General features: G+C 64.6%; 15 protein-coding genes. 4 read left to right on the forward strand and 11 right to left on the reverse strand.

Annotated features, from left to right (window positions below; all coding sequences use genetic code 11):
* Positions 1-268, forward strand: a 268-nt coding sequence (locus VAE54_RS00740) for a stage II sporulation protein M (protein WP_322800011.1), incomplete at its 5' end; no start/stop codon positions are given.
* Between the two features lie 45 nt (positions 269-313).
* Here the strand turns inward: VAE54_RS00740 and VAE54_RS00745 are convergent.
* From VAE54_RS00745 to VAE54_RS00755, 3 genes are all read right to left on the reverse strand, one after another.
* Positions 314-1,159, reverse strand: a complete 846-nt coding sequence (locus VAE54_RS00745; RefSeq protein WP_322800012.1) for an energy-coupling factor transporter transmembrane component T — start codon at positions 1,157-1,159, stop codon at positions 314-316.
* A 34-nt stretch (positions 1,160-1,193) separates the two neighbouring features.
* A complete protein-coding gene (locus tag VAE54_RS00750; protein ID WP_322800013.1) occupies positions 1,194-2,096 on the reverse strand; it encodes an ECF transporter S component in 903 nt (300 codons plus the stop codon).
* A 247-nt stretch (positions 2,097-2,343) separates the two neighbouring features.
* The gene (locus VAE54_RS00755) at positions 2,344-3,996 is read right to left on the reverse strand and encodes an ABC transporter ATP-binding protein (protein ID WP_322800014.1); all 1,653 of its coding nucleotides are present in this window, start codon (positions 3,994-3,996) and stop codon (positions 2,344-2,346) included.
* Positions 3,997-4,243: 247 nt separating this feature from the next.
* Here VAE54_RS00755 and VAE54_RS00760 point away from each other — a divergent pair, with 247 nt between their 5' ends.
* The gene (locus tag VAE54_RS00760) at positions 4,244-5,428 is read left to right on the forward strand and encodes a pyridoxal phosphate-dependent aminotransferase (protein ID WP_322800015.1); all 1,185 of its coding nucleotides are present in this window, start codon (positions 4,244-4,246) and stop codon (positions 5,426-5,428) included.
* Between the two features lie 181 nt (positions 5,429-5,609).
* Here the strand turns inward: VAE54_RS00760 and VAE54_RS00765 are convergent, their stop codons facing one another.
* From VAE54_RS00765 to VAE54_RS00785, 5 genes are all read right to left on the reverse strand, one after another.
* Complete coding sequence (locus VAE54_RS00765) at positions 5,610-6,224, reverse strand: hypothetical protein (protein WP_322800016.1); 615 nt, start codon at positions 6,222-6,224, stop codon at positions 5,610-5,612.
* 826 nt (positions 6,225-7,050) lie between these two features.
* The gene (locus VAE54_RS00770; RefSeq protein WP_322800017.1) at positions 7,051-7,227 is read right to left on the reverse strand and encodes a hypothetical protein; all 177 of its coding nucleotides are present in this window, start codon (positions 7,225-7,227) and stop codon (positions 7,051-7,053) included.
* A 182-nt stretch (positions 7,228-7,409) separates the two neighbouring features.
* Positions 7,410-9,044, reverse strand: a complete 1,635-nt coding sequence (locus VAE54_RS00775) for a CapA family protein (protein ID WP_322800018.1) — start codon at positions 9,042-9,044, stop codon at positions 7,410-7,412.
* Between the two features lie 107 nt (positions 9,045-9,151).
* Positions 9,152-9,583: a M67 family metallopeptidase gene (locus VAE54_RS00780; protein ID WP_322800019.1), complete on the reverse strand. Its 432-nt coding sequence runs from the start codon at positions 9,581-9,583 to the stop codon at positions 9,152-9,154.
* On the reverse strand, positions 9,544-9,813 hold the full coding sequence (locus tag VAE54_RS00785; protein WP_322800020.1) for a sulfurtransferase TusA family protein: 270 nt from the start codon (positions 9,811-9,813) through the stop codon (positions 9,544-9,546). Before VAE54_RS00785 ends, VAE54_RS00780 begins: the two co-directional genes overlap by 40 nt.
* A 362-nt stretch (positions 9,814-10,175) precedes the next feature.
* On the opposite strand from VAE54_RS00785, the gene VAE54_RS00790 reads away from it, so the two are divergent.
* Positions 10,176-10,850, forward strand: a complete 675-nt coding sequence (locus tag VAE54_RS00790) for a haloacid dehalogenase type II (RefSeq protein WP_322800021.1) — start codon at positions 10,176-10,178, stop codon at positions 10,848-10,850.
* Positions 10,851-10,898: 48 nt separating this feature from the next.
* Positions 10,899-11,693, forward strand: a complete 795-nt coding sequence (locus VAE54_RS00795; protein WP_322800022.1) for an ABC transporter permease subunit — start codon at positions 10,899-10,901, stop codon at positions 11,691-11,693.
* A gap of 60 nt (positions 11,694-11,753) precedes the next feature.
* Here VAE54_RS00795 and aroC read toward each other — a convergent pair whose 3' ends face one another.
* The 3 genes from aroC to alaXM form a co-directional block, all read right to left on the reverse strand.
* Positions 11,754-12,926 carry a chorismate synthase gene (aroC, locus tag VAE54_RS00800; RefSeq protein WP_322800023.1) on the reverse strand — a complete coding sequence of 391 codons (1,173 nt, stop codon included), beginning with the start codon at positions 12,924-12,926 and terminating at the stop codon, positions 11,754-11,756.
* A 9-nt stretch (positions 12,927-12,935) separates the two neighbouring features.
* Positions 12,936-16,115: an isoleucine--tRNA ligase gene (ileS, locus tag VAE54_RS00805; protein WP_322800024.1), complete on the reverse strand. Its 3,180-nt coding sequence runs from the start codon at positions 16,113-16,115 to the stop codon at positions 12,936-12,938.
* A 79-nt stretch (positions 16,116-16,194) separates the two neighbouring features.
* Entirely contained in the window at positions 16,195-16,911 is a 717-nt protein-coding gene (gene alaXM, locus VAE54_RS00810) for an alanyl-tRNA editing protein AlaXM (protein ID WP_322800025.1), read from the reverse strand.
* Positions 16,912-17,212: the final 301 nt, after the last annotated feature.

The raw sequence follows: 17,212 nt of genomic DNA on the forward strand, positions 1-17,212 counted from the left end.
GGGGATCGCGGGCGTGCTGGCGCTCCTGCCCCATGGGGTTCTGGAGCTGCCCGCGGCGGGGCTGGTGCTGGCGGGGGCCCTGCGTCTGGGGCTGACGCCCCTCACGCCGCCCGGCTCGCGGAGCTTGCGGGATCGGCTGGTGCTGGCCTGGGCGGACTGGCTGAAGCTGCTGCTGATCGCGATCCCCCTTCTTTTTGCTGCCGCCTGGATCGAGGTGCACGTGACCCCGCGTCTTGTGCTCGGGTGGCTCGCCGGCCTGATCCGCTAAGCCTCGCCCGGCCATCGCCTCTCGGGTTCGCCCGGGAAGGCGCTCTCAGGGCGTCCAGAATCGGCCGAACCCCAGGGCCGCGGCGGCCATGGATCCGAAAAACAGCGCGGCGCTGAGCCCGAGCAGGATGAAATCGTGGCGGCGAAAGCGCAGCTCGGTCACCCATGTCCGTCGCCCCACCCCGAAGGCCCGCAGGTCCATCGCGTCGATGATGTCCTCCGCCGCCATCAGCGCGTGGAGGGTCACCGGCACCACCAGGGGAGCGAGCCGGCGGATCTGGGCCAGGGGGCCGCCGCGGATGTTCTCCAGCTCATAGCCCCGAGCCCGCTGGGCATCCATGGTTTGCATGGCGTCCCGTCCCAGGGTGGGGATGAAGCGGAAGGCCAGGTCCATGGCGTAAGCGATCTTATCCGGCAGACCCAGGCCCCGGAAGACCACGCCGTACTGGGAGGGATCCAGGGTGTAGGGGATCAGGATGGCCGCGGTGATCACCGTCCCCATCCGGCACATCTGGCTGAGGGCGAAGAAGAGGCGCTCCACCGTGATGGGAATAGCGGGGGTCCATCCGAACAGGGAGATGGGCAGGGTTAGGCGGGCCAGCAGCCGCTCCGTCTGATAGACCTCGAAGCCTCCACGGCCGGTCAGGAAAGTGATGAACACGAACACGAAGGCCACGAAGCCGGTGAACAGCCAGGCCCGACGGGTTTCCCGCCAAGTCAGCCGGTTCAGCCGGAAGTAGAGGAGGGCCAGGCCCCACAGGCCCGCCAGCACCCGCACGTCCCAGAAAAAGAGGGTGGAGAGCATCAACGAGAGGGCGGCGAGCAGACGAGCCCGCGGGTCGAAGGCCTCCAGGAAGCTGCCCCGCCGTCGATAGGGCCACGTCACCAGCACCGGGCTCTCCTCCTCCAGACGCGGAAACCTAGGCTCATGCCACCCCGGCGCCCCGGCCCAGCTGCTGCTGGAGGGCGTTATAGGCGCCCACCAGCAACGGGGTGAGGATGGCCGCGTGGAGGATGTTGGGCCCCGCCGCTGGCACGAACTCCCCCAGCAGGGCCACCGCCGGCGGGTAGCCGTTGATCCAGATGTCGGCGATGGCCGCGAAGCCGATGCCCACGATGTTGGCCACCGCGCCCCAGACGATGACCGAGGCCAGGGCGATGTTAGAGCCCAGGACGAACCGGAGGGCCACCACCAGAAGGGCTCCGATCAATGGCACCCAGCGCATCAATGGGCTGAGCGGCCCGCCGAAGAAAGGGCTCTTGACCTCCGTGGTCAACGCCCACAGGCTCAGGGCCACGCCCACAGCGGCCACGATCCCGGTGAGGAGGTTCAGCGCCCGCTCCCGTCCCAGGATCACGGGCAGGCCGGCCACCAGCCCGACGAGGCCGTTCCCGATGTCCCACGCCGGGAACACGCCCCAGCCCGTGAGGAAATCCCCCAGGATGTTTCCTACAGCACCGGTGAAGAAACCCACCGCGGGGCCGAACACGTAACCGAAGAAGACTGGGAAGACGATCGCAGGGCGCAGCGCCACCTGGCTCACCGAGGGAACCACGAAGACGGTGCCGTTGAATAAGTAGGAGAACACGCCGTAGAGGGCGGCCCCGATAGCCATATACACCACTTCGCGGGTGCCGATCTGCCACGCGGGGTGATCCGCCGTGGCGAAGTAAACGATATAGACCAGGACTGCGCCGATGGCCACCCAGAGGAGCCAGCCGAAGCCCTGAAGCCGTGCGCCGGACTCCCCGGTCATCCGGCTGGCCAGTCCCATCAGCAAGACCACCACGACTAGCAAAAGCAACCAGGTTAACGCCTTGCGCGCCATGGCTCCCTCCATCGGTAGGGATAGGATGTATGCGGCTCGGCTCTGACCCGGAAGACGAGATGGCCTCCCCTTCCTTAATAAATAGTCAGCAGGTGGGCGACAGCCCGATTTCCCCCCATCCCCTCTCTGAAACGGGGAGGGGAGATTTTAGGCTCCCCCTTCCCTCGTAGGGAAGGGGGCCGGGGGGTGAGGTCCAAGGATCCCCTCCCCGTGGTCCTTATTTTAGCTTGAAGGGGATGCGCCCGGCTTAAGCCAGAGGAGACGGCGGGTTCCCCTGAAGGAGCTCTGCCAGCCGCTCGGCCCGCTGGAATCGTCCGGTTCGAGGCAGATGCTGGCGGTTGGCCTCCAGCAGGGAGGTGGGAACCAGCCGTCCCCGCCGCATCACTTCGGGATCCGAGAAGACCGTCTCCGCAGGGCCGTCCGCAAGGAGCCGGCCTTCTGCCACGACCCAGACCCGGTTGGCGAACGAGAGCGCCAGATCCAGATCGTGGGTGATGAAGACCAGGGCGTCCACCGCCTGGGCTGGACCAAAGGCGATCTCGGCGATCGCATCCATCAATCGCATATATGCCCGGTAATCCTGCCCCGCCGTCGGCTCATCCATGACCAGGATCCGGCTGCGCATGCTGAGCACCGAGGCGATGGTCACCCGCTTCTGCTGGCCGAAACTCAATGCCCAGGGTGAGGAACGCGCCTGATCCAGCAGCCCCACCAGCTCCAGCGCCCATCGCACATTCGTTTCGATCTCCTGAGGGGGGTGACCCAGGTTGCGCGGCCCGAAGGCCACCTCCTCCCATACGGTGGGGGCGAAGAGCATCTGGCTGGGGCTCTGGAACACATACCCGATGGTGCGGGCAATCTCCGCCACCGTCTGCTCGCGCGTGGTTTTCTTCCCCACCCACACCCGACCCCGGCGGGGCTTCAGCAATCCCATCGCCAGTTTCAGCAAGGTGGTCTTGCCGGCCCCGTTGGGCCCCAGGATCGCCAGGCTGTCCCCTTTCCGGATTTCCGCGTGGATCTCATGCACAACATCCGGTCCGTCGCCGTAGCCAAAAGAGACGTTCTCGAAGACCACCAAGGGTGGAGCGGCGGGAGAGGCGGGCGGGATCTCCACCGCGGGCTTCTTATATCCGCGAACGGCCGGCCAGCGGCGCAACCAGACCGGAAAGGGAACCTTGACCGTTGTGGGATCCACACGTTCGAAGAATGCCTCCGGATCCCCATCGAAGGCCAGGCGTCCTTCCTCCAGGTAGAGCACCCGGTTCGGGTGGGCGTTCATCGCATCCTCCACCCGGTGCTCCACCAGCAGCACGGTATGGCCTTCCCGGTGAAGCTGACGGAAGAGGACCAGCGCGTCCTGAGCGCTCTGGGGATCCAGGGAGGCCAGGGGCTCATCCAGAAGGAGGATCCGAGGCGCCATGGCCAGGACGCCGGCGAGGGCCACGCGTTGCTTCTCTCCTCCGGAAAGCTGAAAGGTCGGTCGATCCCGCAGATGGGCGATCCCCAGGGCATGCAGGACCTCATCCACCCGCTCCAGGATCCGGGAGCGAGGCCAGCCCAGGTTCTCCAGCCCGAAGGCGACGTCATGGAGGACATCGGCGGCTACGATCTGGCGTTCCGGATCCTGAAGCAAAGTGCCCACCTGCTGGGAGAGCCGGGCCAGCGGCCATGTGCGAGGATCCAGCCCGCCGATCCGGATGGCCCCTTGAAGCTCCCCCTTGTAGCTTCGAGGGATCAGGCCGTTCAGCGCCCGCAGCAGGGTGCTCTTCCCGCACCCGCTGGGCCCGGCGATCAGGACCATTTCCCCCTCTTCGACCGAAAAGGAGATCCCCTGCACCGCCGGCCGGGGCCGCGCCGCATAGCGGAAGGTGAAATCGTGAACCTCCAGGATCGGAGCCATTCTGGGATGCTCCTGTGCCCGCGCTTCGTCCCCTTTGGATCCCCGATTCGGGCCTCACTGCACAGGCCCTCTGTTGCAGCAGATTTTAACACAACAGGTTGCGCGATCGGTTCCCCGGAGAAACCTCTGGAGTCATCTCCGGCCCCAAGAAAAGCATGGCCGGAGGAGTTGCCTGCTGGATGTTTCCTCATCATAATCGGGGTGGAAGCCGGACCCCTGAACGCTTCACCGGAAACAGGAGGCCCTTATGCGGCTGGCGCAGCGGATGTTCCGATTGGGCACGGAGACGGCCTTTGAGGTGCTGGCGCGGGCGAAGGCCCTGGAGGCCCAGGGCCGGGAGATCATCCATCTGGAAATCGGGGAGCCGGATTTCGACACCCCCGCTCACATCAAGGCCGCCGCCGTGCGGGCGCTGGACGAGGGGTATACTCACTACACTCCCGCGGCTGGGATCCCCGCCCTGCGGGAGGCCATCGCCGATTATATCCGTCGCACCCGGGGCATCCCGGTCGGGCCGGAGAACGTGGTGGTGGTCCCCGGGGGGAAGCCGATCATGTTCTTCGCCATCCTCGCCCTGGTGGAGGAGGGCGATGAGGTGATCTATCCCAATCCGGGTTTCCCCATCTATGAGTCCATGATCCGTTTTGTGGGGGGGCGGCCGGTGCCCCTGCGGCTGCGGATGGAGAACGAGTTCCGCGTCGATGTGGAGGAGCTGGCCCGCCTCATCACCCCCCGCACCCGCATGCTCATCCTGAACTCCCCGGCCAACCCCACGGGGGGCGTCCTCACCCGGGAGGACTTGGCGGCCATCGCGGAGCTGTGTCTGGAACACGATCTGGTGGTGCTTTCCGATGAGATCTACAGTCGCATCCTGTATGAGGGGGAGCACATCAGCATCGCCAGCTTCCCGGGGATGCGGGAGCGGACGATTATTCTGGATGGGTTCAGCAAGACGTATGCCATGACCGGATGGCGGCTGGGGTATGGGGTGATGCCCGAGCCCCTGGCGGAGGCCGTGACGCGGCTGATGATCAACTCCAACTCTTGCACCGCCGCCTTCACCCAGATCGCCGGGATCGCGGCGTTGACCGGCCCCCAGGACGAGGTCGACCGGATGGTGGCGGCTTTCCGGGAGCGGCGGGAGGTGATCGTGGAGGGGCTCAACCGCATCCCCGGCTTCCGCTGCCTCAAGCCGAAGGGCGCCTTCTACGCTTTCCCCAATATCGAGGGGACCGGGATGTCCTCCCGGGAGCTGGCCGCCTATCTGCTGGAGGAGGCCGGGGTCGCCGTGCTCTCGGGAACGGCCTTCGGAGAATATGGGGAGGGCTTCCTGCGCCTCTCCTTCGCCAACTCCGTGGAAAACATCCACAAAGCCCTGGAGCGCATCGAGAAAGCCATCCGCCGCCTCCCGGTGCGGGTGGCGGCTTCCTGAGCTCCAGCTTGGGGAATCCCCCTTCCTGGCCCACAGCGGGTGAGCGGGGCACCCCGGGTGTCCCGCTCACCGATATACGTTTTAACTGAAGCCCGTGAAACACCCGCTGCGAGATCCCCCAACCCGATCGAGCCAGACGATCGACTCCGGATTCTTCTCAGGAGAACGCCGCCTTCCGCCGCTACGGGGATATATGCGATCGGACGCCTGTCATCTTCCTTATGGCAGTGGAGAGAATTTCATCGAAAGGTAGCTCATCGGCGGTGGCTGGTCCCTCCCCTGCCCGAAGCATTCCCACAACCGTTAAGAATTTCCCACGTACCCCGACAAACCAGTAAGCGATTCCCGCAGGATCCCTGGCCTCGACACGCCGGCCTTTAAACCCAGCCAGAGCGCTTTCATGGATCACAGAGGTAGTGCGGGCCAAAGCGGAACGGGGGAATGCATCCCGCCACCGCTCATAAGCCGCTGTGGCCTCCTTCTCATCGCTGTATTGATAGACCAGATGGGCTACTGCCCGGGGGTGGGGGTAAGTATAAATGACAAAATACCCTCCAGCCATGTTTTCATAATCCGCAGGTAAACCCAGGAACTCCGCGCCTTCTTTTGCAAACTCGGGAGCGTTTTGGGCCTCTTCGCACTCAACTTCTTTACACAAAGGCAGATCCTCTGTATGAAGGACAAACTTCTCTAGGGGGACCGGTTTAGAAGATATAACAGTGGCTCGCATCGTCCAGGCTGTCAGCACAATGGCGACCAGGGCGAGGCCTTTAAACATTATACTATTTTTTCGCATTTTTTACTCCTTATAAAAATCTTGGATATTTTCAAAAACCTTTAATTTGGTTGATTTAGTTAATCCAACATACAGCTGAATAATTACCTATATTTCGGCGATCGGGCTTAAAAGGATCTATCCACCAGCTGTATGGCACGCCGAGCTTGGATACTGGAGATTGTAGCCACCAGGTCCATTGATCAATACAGCCGTGGCTACTGGAGCATGTATCCGTATATCCCCCAGAGCCGTGATATTGCTGCTGGTGACAATACGGAAGAAGCCACACAGCCAGTTTGTGAGGTCTTCCGCCGCTCCACACATCTTCCCACTGATCCGCATAGACTCTGGCCCACCACAATGGCTGAGGCGTGGAATCCTTACCGGTTCCTGTCAAACCTCGATTGAATATCATGTTTGTATTGAAATGTAATATCTCTGTTGTCATATAAAAAGCCTAAAATTAAAATCACGTTCCTCATGGATTCATCCCCTGTATCAAGCTCTTGTTGGTCTTCCTGAATGGTGTTTCCTAGTTTATCGGGCATAACATTTCCTGTCAACTGTGGAAATCCCCAGGGATCAACCTGTGGAAATCCCCAGGGTCCTATGCGGAATCATCCATTCGTTTTGCTTTTTTCTCTGTTGTAGCTACGACATGTGGTGTGATCTCTAATTTCACTTCTGTATTCGTCCCGTAATGCCCAACTGGACCGCAATTTCCCTGCTGGTTCCATGGGCGACCAAATCTGGGCTCCCTATCTTCAGGTAGCCTTCACCGGGCCATCGCTTTCGAGCACCTCATGGACGCCGTGCGATCCCCGGGAGGTGATGGGGGAAGGTTTCACCGCTCGGTAGGGTCCGTCGCGAATGGCTCCAGCCCGAAGTCTTCCATGTGCCCGAAGAAAGAGGGGCCGTTGATCTGAAACCGGCTCGCGAAATCTTCCCAGGACATGTGGACCTGAGCCTGGAAGCTCGGATGGCGGTAGACCAGGGATCCGGTCACATCCACCAGGAACACCCGCGGGTCCTGCAGGATCCGTCGATAGGCCTCGGCTTCGTTTCCAAATGCTTCTGATTGCCCGCAACGGATTGCTCACAACGTCCTCCGGGGGGAGCTCGCGCTGGACCGCTCGTGGCAACCGCTCGTGGCATAGCCCGCCGATCCATCCCCTGCCTGACGCCGCTGGAAGCCCCCAGACGCTATGGCGATGGCATCAGCGCGAACAACCGCTCCAGCAGCGCCCGACGCTCCTCCGGGGTCATCGGGCGCGGACGGGCGAGATCCTCCAGGAAGGCCGTCCGCAACACCACCCCCAGATATCGCCCCTCGTAGAACACATGCCAGTCGATGAAGGTCTGGCGGACCCCGATGGGATCTACCTGGTCGAAGAACAGGTTCCCCAGCCCGTAGTGGATGAACCATCCCCGCCCCACTTCGAAGGTCTGGGCGTGATGCCCCTGGCTCCCGCTGACGATCACCGCCCCCAGATCCCGCCAGAACCGGAAGTCCTGGACCTGCTGAGGGGTCGGGGCGTAGTCGTAGAACTCCCAGTATTGGAGGGTGACGATGGGGAGCCATCCCTCCGCCCGCAAGCGGCGAACCGTCTCCTCCAGCTCCGGGAGGCACGGCGCCGCGCCAGGCTCCGTCGGGGTGGCCCAGTCGTAGTCCGGCCCCACCGGATTGCACCCGATGAAGGCCAGGCGGTTCCCGTGGTGCTCCACCCGCAGGGGTTGCAGTGCCTCCTCCAGATTCCGCCCGCCTCCGTAATAGCGCATCCCCATGCGCCGATAGAGCGCCAGCGTCGCCCGAAGCGGCTCCCGCCCGTAATCATTGAGATGGTTCCCGGTTAATTCCACAATGTCCGTGCCGATGTAGGTCAACAGCTCCACGTAACGGGGATCGCTGCAGAACACCACCCCGCTCCGTGGCCGCGGAGGCGGACACGCTTCCCAGAACGAGACCTCGTTGCTGATGTGGGTGAGATCGGCCCCTTGCAGCCATGGAGCGATGTCCCGCGCGGGGAACAGGACCCCGTAACGCTCCATCTGAACCGCCGTGCCCCGCACCAGGGCGGTGACCCCTGTCATCGCCAGGATCGTCATCCGACCCTCATCCCGGTTCGTGAGCTCGCCCACCGCCCGCTGGAGTTCCACCACCGGGAACCCTGGGGGAATCGCCTCCACACCGAACCCCACGGCCAGCGGATACCGCCGGGGATCCAGGCCGCGCTCCATCGGGGAGAGGCCGTCCACCGCGATCACCTTCAGCCGGGGCTCCAGGCGGTGGAAGGGGACCAGGGCCCAGGCCGGGCGCATCGCCCACAGGCGATCCACCAGCTCCTCCTCTGACACGGGACGCACGACGCCCGGGTCAGGTGGACCCCAGAGGACGGAGAAGAGCTGGATGGTCTCGGTCGCGGCCAGGATGGGGCCTGGAAGGGTGTCCTGTCCCTGCCAGCGGGCCCGAAGGGCGTGAAGGGAGACCTCATCGGTCGCTGTGGGGAAAGGCGCCGTCAGCGCGTAAATCCACATCCCCAGGCGCAGCGGCGCGCGGGCCGCAACGGGAGCGATCCGGGCGATCCCCCCCTCTCCCACTAGGGACCAGCGGGGATCCCCCTTCAGCCGTCGCCGGATCTCTTCACGAACCTCTGTCGGAAGCGCAGGGTGCAACCCGATCGGCCAGATGGAGGGCGTGGGGGTCGGGGCCGGCGTGGGCGTTGAAGTCGGCGTCGGCGTGGCCGGGGGGGAGAATGGCGGAACGATGGCGGCGCACCCGGTCAGGCAGAGCGCCAGGGCCGCGATCGCCAGCCGTCGGATTCTCGCCCGGTCGCGCATCGAAGAACTCCCGCTCCTGAAGGGTTAAGAGGGAAGTGGCGGATCGCCAGGCCCCTCGCTCCTGCGGGGCGCGCCTCCGGTGCGCCTGCCCGCCTCGAAAGGGGAGCTCAAGGTGATTTTACCAGCCGGATCGGCACTTCCCGCACGGCTCCGTCCGTGATCCGGAAAGCCCGCAGGCGCCATTCCCCCTGGACCGGGGCGGCGATCACATAAACCGCTTCCGGATAATAGGCCTCCGCCACATCCGTGGCCGAGGGGACGGGAGGGCCATGGGGGTGGGAATGATAGATCCCCACCAGCTCCCATCCCCGTTCCTCCAGCTCATGGATCACGCGAATGAGATCGTCCGGGTGGACCCGATAGCGGACCGGGCTGGCCAGCTCGTTCCGCGTGGGGTAGACGGCCAGCACCCGTCGGCCGATCCCCCCCAGAAGCCCGCAGGCCTCCAGCGGCCATTCGGCCTGGACGTGGGTGAGGATCCGCTGGGCGCTCTCCACAGTCAGATCGAGGGATTCCGCTTCCGGATCCAGATCGCCCATGTCCCCTCCCCAATCGGCTCGACCTTCAGGACCTCATCCCCCTGCAGGGTCACACTGCGAGGGACATTGCGGGTGGCCGGCTCGTAATCGACCAGCACCCGGAGCACCTGACCTACCTCCATCTCTTCCAGAGCCAGGCGGGTCTTCACGTACGTGTAAGGGCAGACCTCGCCCCGAAGGTCCAGCTCCCGCTGGGGGTTTGGCGCTCCGTTTTTATGTTCTCGAGCCATCGCTGCTTCCTCGTCTACAGGAGTCCGCCTCCGAACATGCCTGAGCCGGAGCTTGCGTCCTCTGGCTGGAGCTGGCGCCTTGTGCTATCCTGAGCGCATGGAAGCCTCCAGTCTGGCGCAGGCGATGTGTATTGTCCTTTGCCCGGACGAGGGTGTCAACCGATAACGGGCAATTCCCTCTCCCGTGGCCTGGGAGCTTAAGGCGATGAACGGGGGGGGAGCCCCCTCACGGATCCTGTCCGCTGTCTGGATTCCCGGATGTAAAGGCAACGAAACTCCCGGGGGATTCGGTATTTATAGAGCGAGACCTGACAGGGAGACGGATTCATCCTGGATCACTGGATCATGGGATGGGCCGCGCGATGAGCCGCTATCGCTTTCTTACGTTCGATTGTTACGGCACGCTGATCGACTGGCGGACGGGGATCGCCGAACATCTGGGAGATATCCTGCGCCGGCATGGGGTGGATCCCGCGCCCGAGGAGCTCCTTCAGGTCTATGTGGAGGAAGAACATCGCCTGGAGTCCGGCCCCTACCGGCGGTATCGGGAGATCCTGGCCGAGAGCGCCCGAGCGGTGGCATCCCGTTTCGATGTTCGGATTTCCGATGAAGAGGCCCGGGCGTTCGCGGATTCCCTGCCGGACTGGCCTCCCTTCCCGGATACGGTGGATGGCCTCAAAGCCTTTGGCGTGATGGGCTTCCGGCGGGTGATTCTCTCCAATGTGGATCGCGACCTGCTGGCGAAGACCATCCGGCGCCATGGCCTGGAGGTCGATGGAGCGATCACAGCGGAGGACACCCGTACTTATAAACCGAATCCCCGCCACTGGCTGGCGTTCTGTTCCCGCTATGCTGTCCGGCGGGAGGAGGTGTTGCACATCGCCCAGAGTCTCCTGCACGATATCCACCCAGCCATCCGCCTCCAGCTGGATTGCGTCTGGCTGAACCGGTATCGGGAGCCGATCCCGGAGGGTGTGCGGCCCACCCAGATGTTTTACGATCTGGATGCACTGGTGGGGTGGCTGCTGACCTCTTAAAGGGTGTCCGACAGTTCGACAAGACTTCCGACCCGGGGAGGGATCGGGATGAACCTGCACCGAATCGCCGCGGTGATCGATAAGGAGATCCATGACGCCTTACGGAATCGTTACATCGTGATGTTGATGATCCTGCTCCCCATCCTCTTCGCGGCTATTCCCATCCTCAGCCTGATCAGCATCCGCCAGATCCCGCCCTCCCGGGCGTCTTCGGGGGAGCTGCCCCCTGCGCTGGCCCGCCGGCTGGCCGGGCTGCCGCCTCAGGCCCAGCTGGAAGTCCTCCTGGCCTCCCAGTTCATGGTGCTCTTCTGGATCGCCCCGCTGGCGATCCCGATGACCATCGCGACCTACAGCGTGGTGGGGGAGAAGCGGGAGAAGGCCCTGGAGCCGTTGTTGGCTACACCGGTGACCACCGGGGAGCTGCTCGCCGGGAAGGCCCTCGCTGCCGCATGCCCAGGGATCGCCTTAAGCTGGGCAGCCTATCTGCTCACCGTGGCGGCCGCCCATGGGATCCGCCTCTCTCCGCCTGCCCGGGAAACCCTGTGGGGCCCCGTGGCCTGGATCCAGATCTTCGGGCTGGGCCCTCTGATCACCATGCTGGCCACCCTCACCGGCCTGATGGTCTCCTCCCGGGTGAACGATCCCCGCCTGGCGGAGCAGATCGGCATGGTGGTGATCCTCCCCCTGATCGGGCTCATCCTGGCCCAGAGCTTCGGGATCCTCTGGCTGAGCGGCCCTCTCCTCGGCATCATCGCCCTCTTCCTGGTGGGGGCGGATGCCCTTCTAACCGCTCTGGCGATCACGGTGTTCGAGCGGGAGACGATTTTGACCCGGTGGCGATAGCGGAGATCGGGGGCGCGTGCCGTCGGATCTCCCCGGGATGTTTCACGTGAAACATCCCCGTCAGGGCCAGAAACCGTGGGGCTCGCCGTCCAGCTGGAGATCCTCCAGCCGGGGCTTCCGGAGGGTTTCGAAGCGGCGCTGGCATTCTTCCATCGTATCGCCCCCCAGCTTCTCCAGCAGGGCATCGGCCAGGACGAAGGCCATCATGGCCTCGACGATGGGGCAGGCTCGGGGGACGGGGCAGAAGTCCGAGCGCTCGTAGCGGGTCTCTGTCGGCTCGCCGGTTCGAAGATCTACGGAAGGCTGGGGGGTGAGGGTCGTCGCAATGGGTTTCAAGGCCACCCGGACCACAATAGGGGCCCCATTGGAGATCCCGCCCTCGATCCCGCCCGCCCGATTGGTGCGCCGGACCAGGGCCTCGCCTTCCCGGAAGATCCCATCCTGTGCCTCGGTGCCCCGGCGGCTGGCGAGGGTGAACCCTTCCCCGATCTCCACGCCTTTGACGGCTGGGATGCTCCCCAGGGCCATCATCAGCCGGGCGTTCAGCCGCCGATCCCAGTGCACATGGGAGCCCAGGCCAGGGGGCACCCCCAGGGCCACCCCTTCGATCACCCCGCCCAGGGTGTCCTTCTCCCGGATCACCTGCTCGATGGCGGCCTGCATGCGGGCCGAGGCTTCCGGATCCGGGCACCGGACCGGATCCGCTTCGGCCCGCTCCAGACGAAGGGGATAGGGGAGATCCTCGGGAAGCATGGCGCGGACCGGCCCGATTTGCACGACGTAGCTTCCGATGGTAATGCCGAAGGCCCGCAGGAACTGCTTGCACAGCGCCCCGATCGCCACCCGGGCGGCGGTTTCCCGCGCGGAGGCCCGCTCCAGGCCGGGCCGGAGATCCCGGTAGCCGTATTTCAACGCCCCGGCCAGGTCCACATGGCCGGGCCGGGGCACCGTCATGGGCTCGACCGCCCGCCCCCGCCATTTGATGTGATCCCGGTTTTCGATCAGGAAGGCCACCGGGGCTCCCGTTGTGACGCCTTCCAGGACCCCGCTCAGGATCACCGCCTGATCCGCTTCGATCTTCATCCGGGGACCTGACCCCAGGCCCTGCTGGCGCCGGGCCAGCTCCCGGTTCACCGCCTCCAGGTCTACGGGAAGCCCTGCCGGAAGGCCTTCCAGGATGGCGACGAGCGCCGGGCCATGGGATTCTCCAGCGGTCAGAAATCGCAACGGCATCGCAGAACTTTACCCCTTCGCGACGCGAAGCACTCCCAGAAGGAGCGTCATGCCGTCGATGGTCGCCCGTTCGATCGCCTCCACGGAGGGAGGCGGGGTCATGGCCAGGAGTTGCTCGGAGAGGGTCTCCGCCTGAATATAAGCAGCGTGAGCGGCGATGGCCTCCGCCAGCCCAGGATCCGCCTGATAGTAGGTCACGATGCGGTCCGCCACATCGAAATCCGCCCGCTTGCGCAGCTCCTGGATCCGCCGCACCACCTCCCGGGCCAGGCCCTCCTTGCGCAGCTCGTCGGTGAGCTCCGTCCACACCGCCGCCACATAGTCGTTTTCCTCCACGAAGACCCACCCGGGTTTCGGCCGGTAGCGGATCTCCACATCCTCCGGACCAACCTCCACGATCTCCCCATCCACCTGCACGGCGACCGTCTCCCCCCGGCGCAGCGCCCGGATGATCGCCGAGGCGGGAAGCCCATGCAGGGCCTCCCGGACCAGAGGGAGCCGGGCCCCCAGGCGCGGCCCCAGCCGGTCCGGCCGGAGATGGAGCTCCGGATCCGCGACCTCGGTGAGCTCCTGGATGAACGTCAGACGCTTGATGTTCAACTCATCCAGGAGGATATCCGCGAGGCGTCGGACCGCTTCTTCCTCCTCCGGGCTGCGCACCCGGAAGGCGATCTGGGCCAGCGGCTGGCGGACGCGGATCCGGGCGGCGTTCCGGGCAGCCAGGCCCAGGCTGGCCAGCCGCATGGCGAGGCGCATCTCCTCCCGCAGCCGCTCATCGATCCGCGCGGGATCGGGCTCCGGCCAGCGGGAGAGATGGACGCTCTCCGGAGCCTCCGGGTCGACCCGGGCCACCAGGTTGCGGTAAAGGGCCTCGGCCGTGAAGGGAATGAAGGGGGCCAACAGGTGGCTCAGGGTCACCAGGCACTCATACAACGTATGATACACGGCCGCCTTGTCCGCGTCGTTCTCGTTCTTCCAGAACCGGCGCCGGCTGCGGCGCACATACCAGTTCGACAGATCGTCCACAAAGGCGGCGATCCGCCGCCCGGCGGTCGTCGGATCGTAACCCTCCAGCGCCTCCGTGACCTCATGGATCAGCGCGTGAAGCTCCGCCAGGACCCAGCGGTCCAGCGGCGGGCGCTCCGCCACCGGAGGCGCCGGGACCGTCCGGGGATCGAAGCCGTCCAGCCGGGCGTAGGTGACGAAAAACCGATAGGTGTTCCAGAGGGTCAGGAGGAAGGTGCGCACCACATCCCCGACCAGGCTCACCGAGATGCGCCGCTCCTGGCCTGGGGGAGAGACGGTATAGAAATACCAGCGAAGGGCATCGGCCCCGTGGACGTGGATGACTTCCCAGGGATCCACCACGTTGCCCCGGGATTTGGACATCTTCTGGCCCTTCTCATCCAGGACCAGCCCCAGGGAGATCACGTTCTTGAAGGCCACCGAATCGAAGAGCAGCGTGGCGATGGCGTGCAGGGAATAGAACCAGCCCCTCGTCTGGTCCACCCCTTCGCAGATGAAGTCCGCCGGGAACTGCTCCCGGAAGATCTCCTGGTTCTCGAAGGGATAATGCCACTGGGCCACCGGCATCGCCCCGGAATCGAACCAGACGTCGATGACCTCCGGCACCCGCTGCATCCAGTCCCCGCATCGTTCACAGCGATAGCGGACCTCGTCCACATATGGCTTGTGTGGATCCCAGGGGTCTGGCCATCGGAGGCCTGCGGCTTCCACTTTCTGTCGCAGCTCGGCGTAGGATCCGATGCACTCCCGGTGGCCACAGCGCCCACACTCCCAGATGGGCAGCGGGATCCCCCAGTAGCGCTCCCGGCTGAGGGCCCAGTCCACGTTGTTCTCCAGCCAGTTGCCGAAGCGCCCCTCCCCGATCTGCGGGGGATACCAGCGGATGGTTCGATTGAGCGCCACCAGCCGGTCCTTGAAGCGGGTGGTTTCAATAAACCAGGAGGCGCGGGCGTAATAAAGGAGCGGGGTTCCGCAACGCCAGCAGAACGGATAGGTATGTAAATACGTACCGGCGAAATACAACAGCCCACGCCGCCGGAGATCCTCGATGATCAGGGGATCCGCGTCCTTTACGAACATCCCCCGCCATGGCGTCACCTCGTCCACAAAGCGCCCCCGCGGATCCACCGTCACCAGGATCGGGAGGTCATGTTCCCGGCCGAGCTGCATATCTTCCGCGCCGAAGGCGGGGGCGATGTGCACAATGCCGGTCCCCTCGTCCAGGCTGACAAAGGGCGCGGGGACCACATAATGGGCTTCCTTTTCCAGGGGCAGGAACGAGTAGAGGGGGCGATATCGCAGCCCAGCCAGCTCCCGCCCGGGCATCCGGGCCACCACCCGGTATTCCCCTTTCAGCGCCTTCTCCAGAAGGGCCTCCGCCAGGATCAGGCGCTCCCTCGTTCCATCGAGTTCCTGTTCCACCATCACGTAGGTGGCCTCGGGATGGACCGCCAGGGCGGCGTTCCCGGGCAGTGTCCAGGGCGTGGTGGTCCAGACCAGAAAGTAGGTTCCTTCCTCATCCCGGAGAGGGAACTTCACATATACCGAGGGATCCTCGGTGTCCTCCCGGTAGCCCAGGGCCACCTCGTGATCGGAGAGGGGCGTGCCACAGCGAGGGCAGTAAGGGACCACTTTATAGCTCTGATAGAGCAAGCCCCGATCCCAGAACTGGCGCAGGATCCACCAGACGGACTCGATGTATTCGTTGCTCAGGGTGATATAAGCGTTCTGCAGGTCGATCCAGAACGCGATCCGCTCGGTAAGGGTTTCCCACTCCTTTACATAGCGGAACACGCTCTCCCGACAGCGGCGGTTGAACTCCGCGACCCCGTAGCGCTCGATATCCGCTTTCGAGGTGAACCCCAGCTCCTTCTCCACCTCCAGCTCCACCGGGAGCCCGTGGGTATCCCATCCGCCCCGCCGGAGGCAGTAATATCCGCGCATCGTCTTATAACGGGGGAACAGATCCTTGAACGCGCGGGCCAGGACGTGATGGATGCCGGGCAGGCCGTTGGCCGTCGGGGGCCCCTCATAGAACACATAGCGGGGCCCCCCTTTTGTCTGCTCCATGGAACGCTCAAAGATCCGGCGCTCTTTCCAGAACCTCAAGATCTCTTCTTCCAGTTGGGGGAAATGGACCCGTGCCGGAACCGGTTCGAACATGATCGCCTCCTGATCCGTTCTCGAACTTCGCCTCCGCTTGCGGATGAGGGTTCACTGGAAGAGGCCAGCGGCGTAACCTCTATCCCTCTGAGAGTTCGATCTCCATCCGTTTATTGCTCCGCCCCTTGCTCTTGTAATCCACTACGCGGATCCGGCCGACTTCCCGGGTGTTCGCCACGTGCGTGCCACCGTCGGCCTGAAGATCCAGCCCCTCGATCTCCACCACCCGGACCACCCGGATGTCTGGCGGGAGGAGGTTGACTTTGGTGCGGATCAAATCGGGGTGGCGATCGGCCTCCTCGCGGGGGAGGAAGTGGACCCGCACCGGGCGGGCGGCTGCCACCTCCGCGTTGATTTTCTCCTCGATCTCCCGCACCAGCTCCCCCCGCAGGGTCTCCAGCTCGAAATCCATGCGCCCGCGCAGGGGCTCCATGTTCCCTCCGGTCACCTTGGCCCCATAGTCCCGCCAGACCACCCCACACAGGATATGAAGGGCGGTGTGGGTGCGCATCAGGGCGTAGCGGCGCTCCCAGTCGATCTCCCCCTGCACCCGCTGTCCTGGCGCGGGAGGCTCTCCCTCCACCTCATGCCAGACCAGCGGCCCCTGGCGGCGAACGGCCATCACCCGCCACGTGCGCGCGCCATCGGTGAGCCATCCCAGGTCGTGGGGTTGACCCCCACCGCCGGGGTAGAAAGCCGTCCGGTCCAGGGCCACCGCTCGCCCTTCCACAGCCACTACCGTCGCCTCAAAGCTCCGCCGGTAGGCATCGGTCTGATACAGCAGTTCGGTCTCCATGATCGATGCTCCCTCCATAGGGGCGCGATAACCAGATTGGCAGGCGTCCGGCTAAAAAAATCGGCCCTCGCCCCATAGGGACGAGAGCCGATCGCTCCCGCGGTACCACCCTGCTTCCCGGTTCCACCGGGCCACTCCTGACGGGGACAGGAACCCTGCGGCGGCTCCGAACCTGGGGTGAGCGTTCGCACCGCCTCTTCCGATCCCCGCGCCCTGGATAACGGGAGGGCGAGCCCCGGGTGAGCCTACTGGCCCGTTCCGAAGGGGCGTTCGGTCACCGGCTCGGGAGGGATCTTCAGCC

It is taken from the genome of Thermoflexus sp., assembly GCF_034432235.1.
Lineage (GTDB): Bacteria > Chloroflexota > Anaerolineae > Thermoflexales > Thermoflexaceae > Thermoflexus.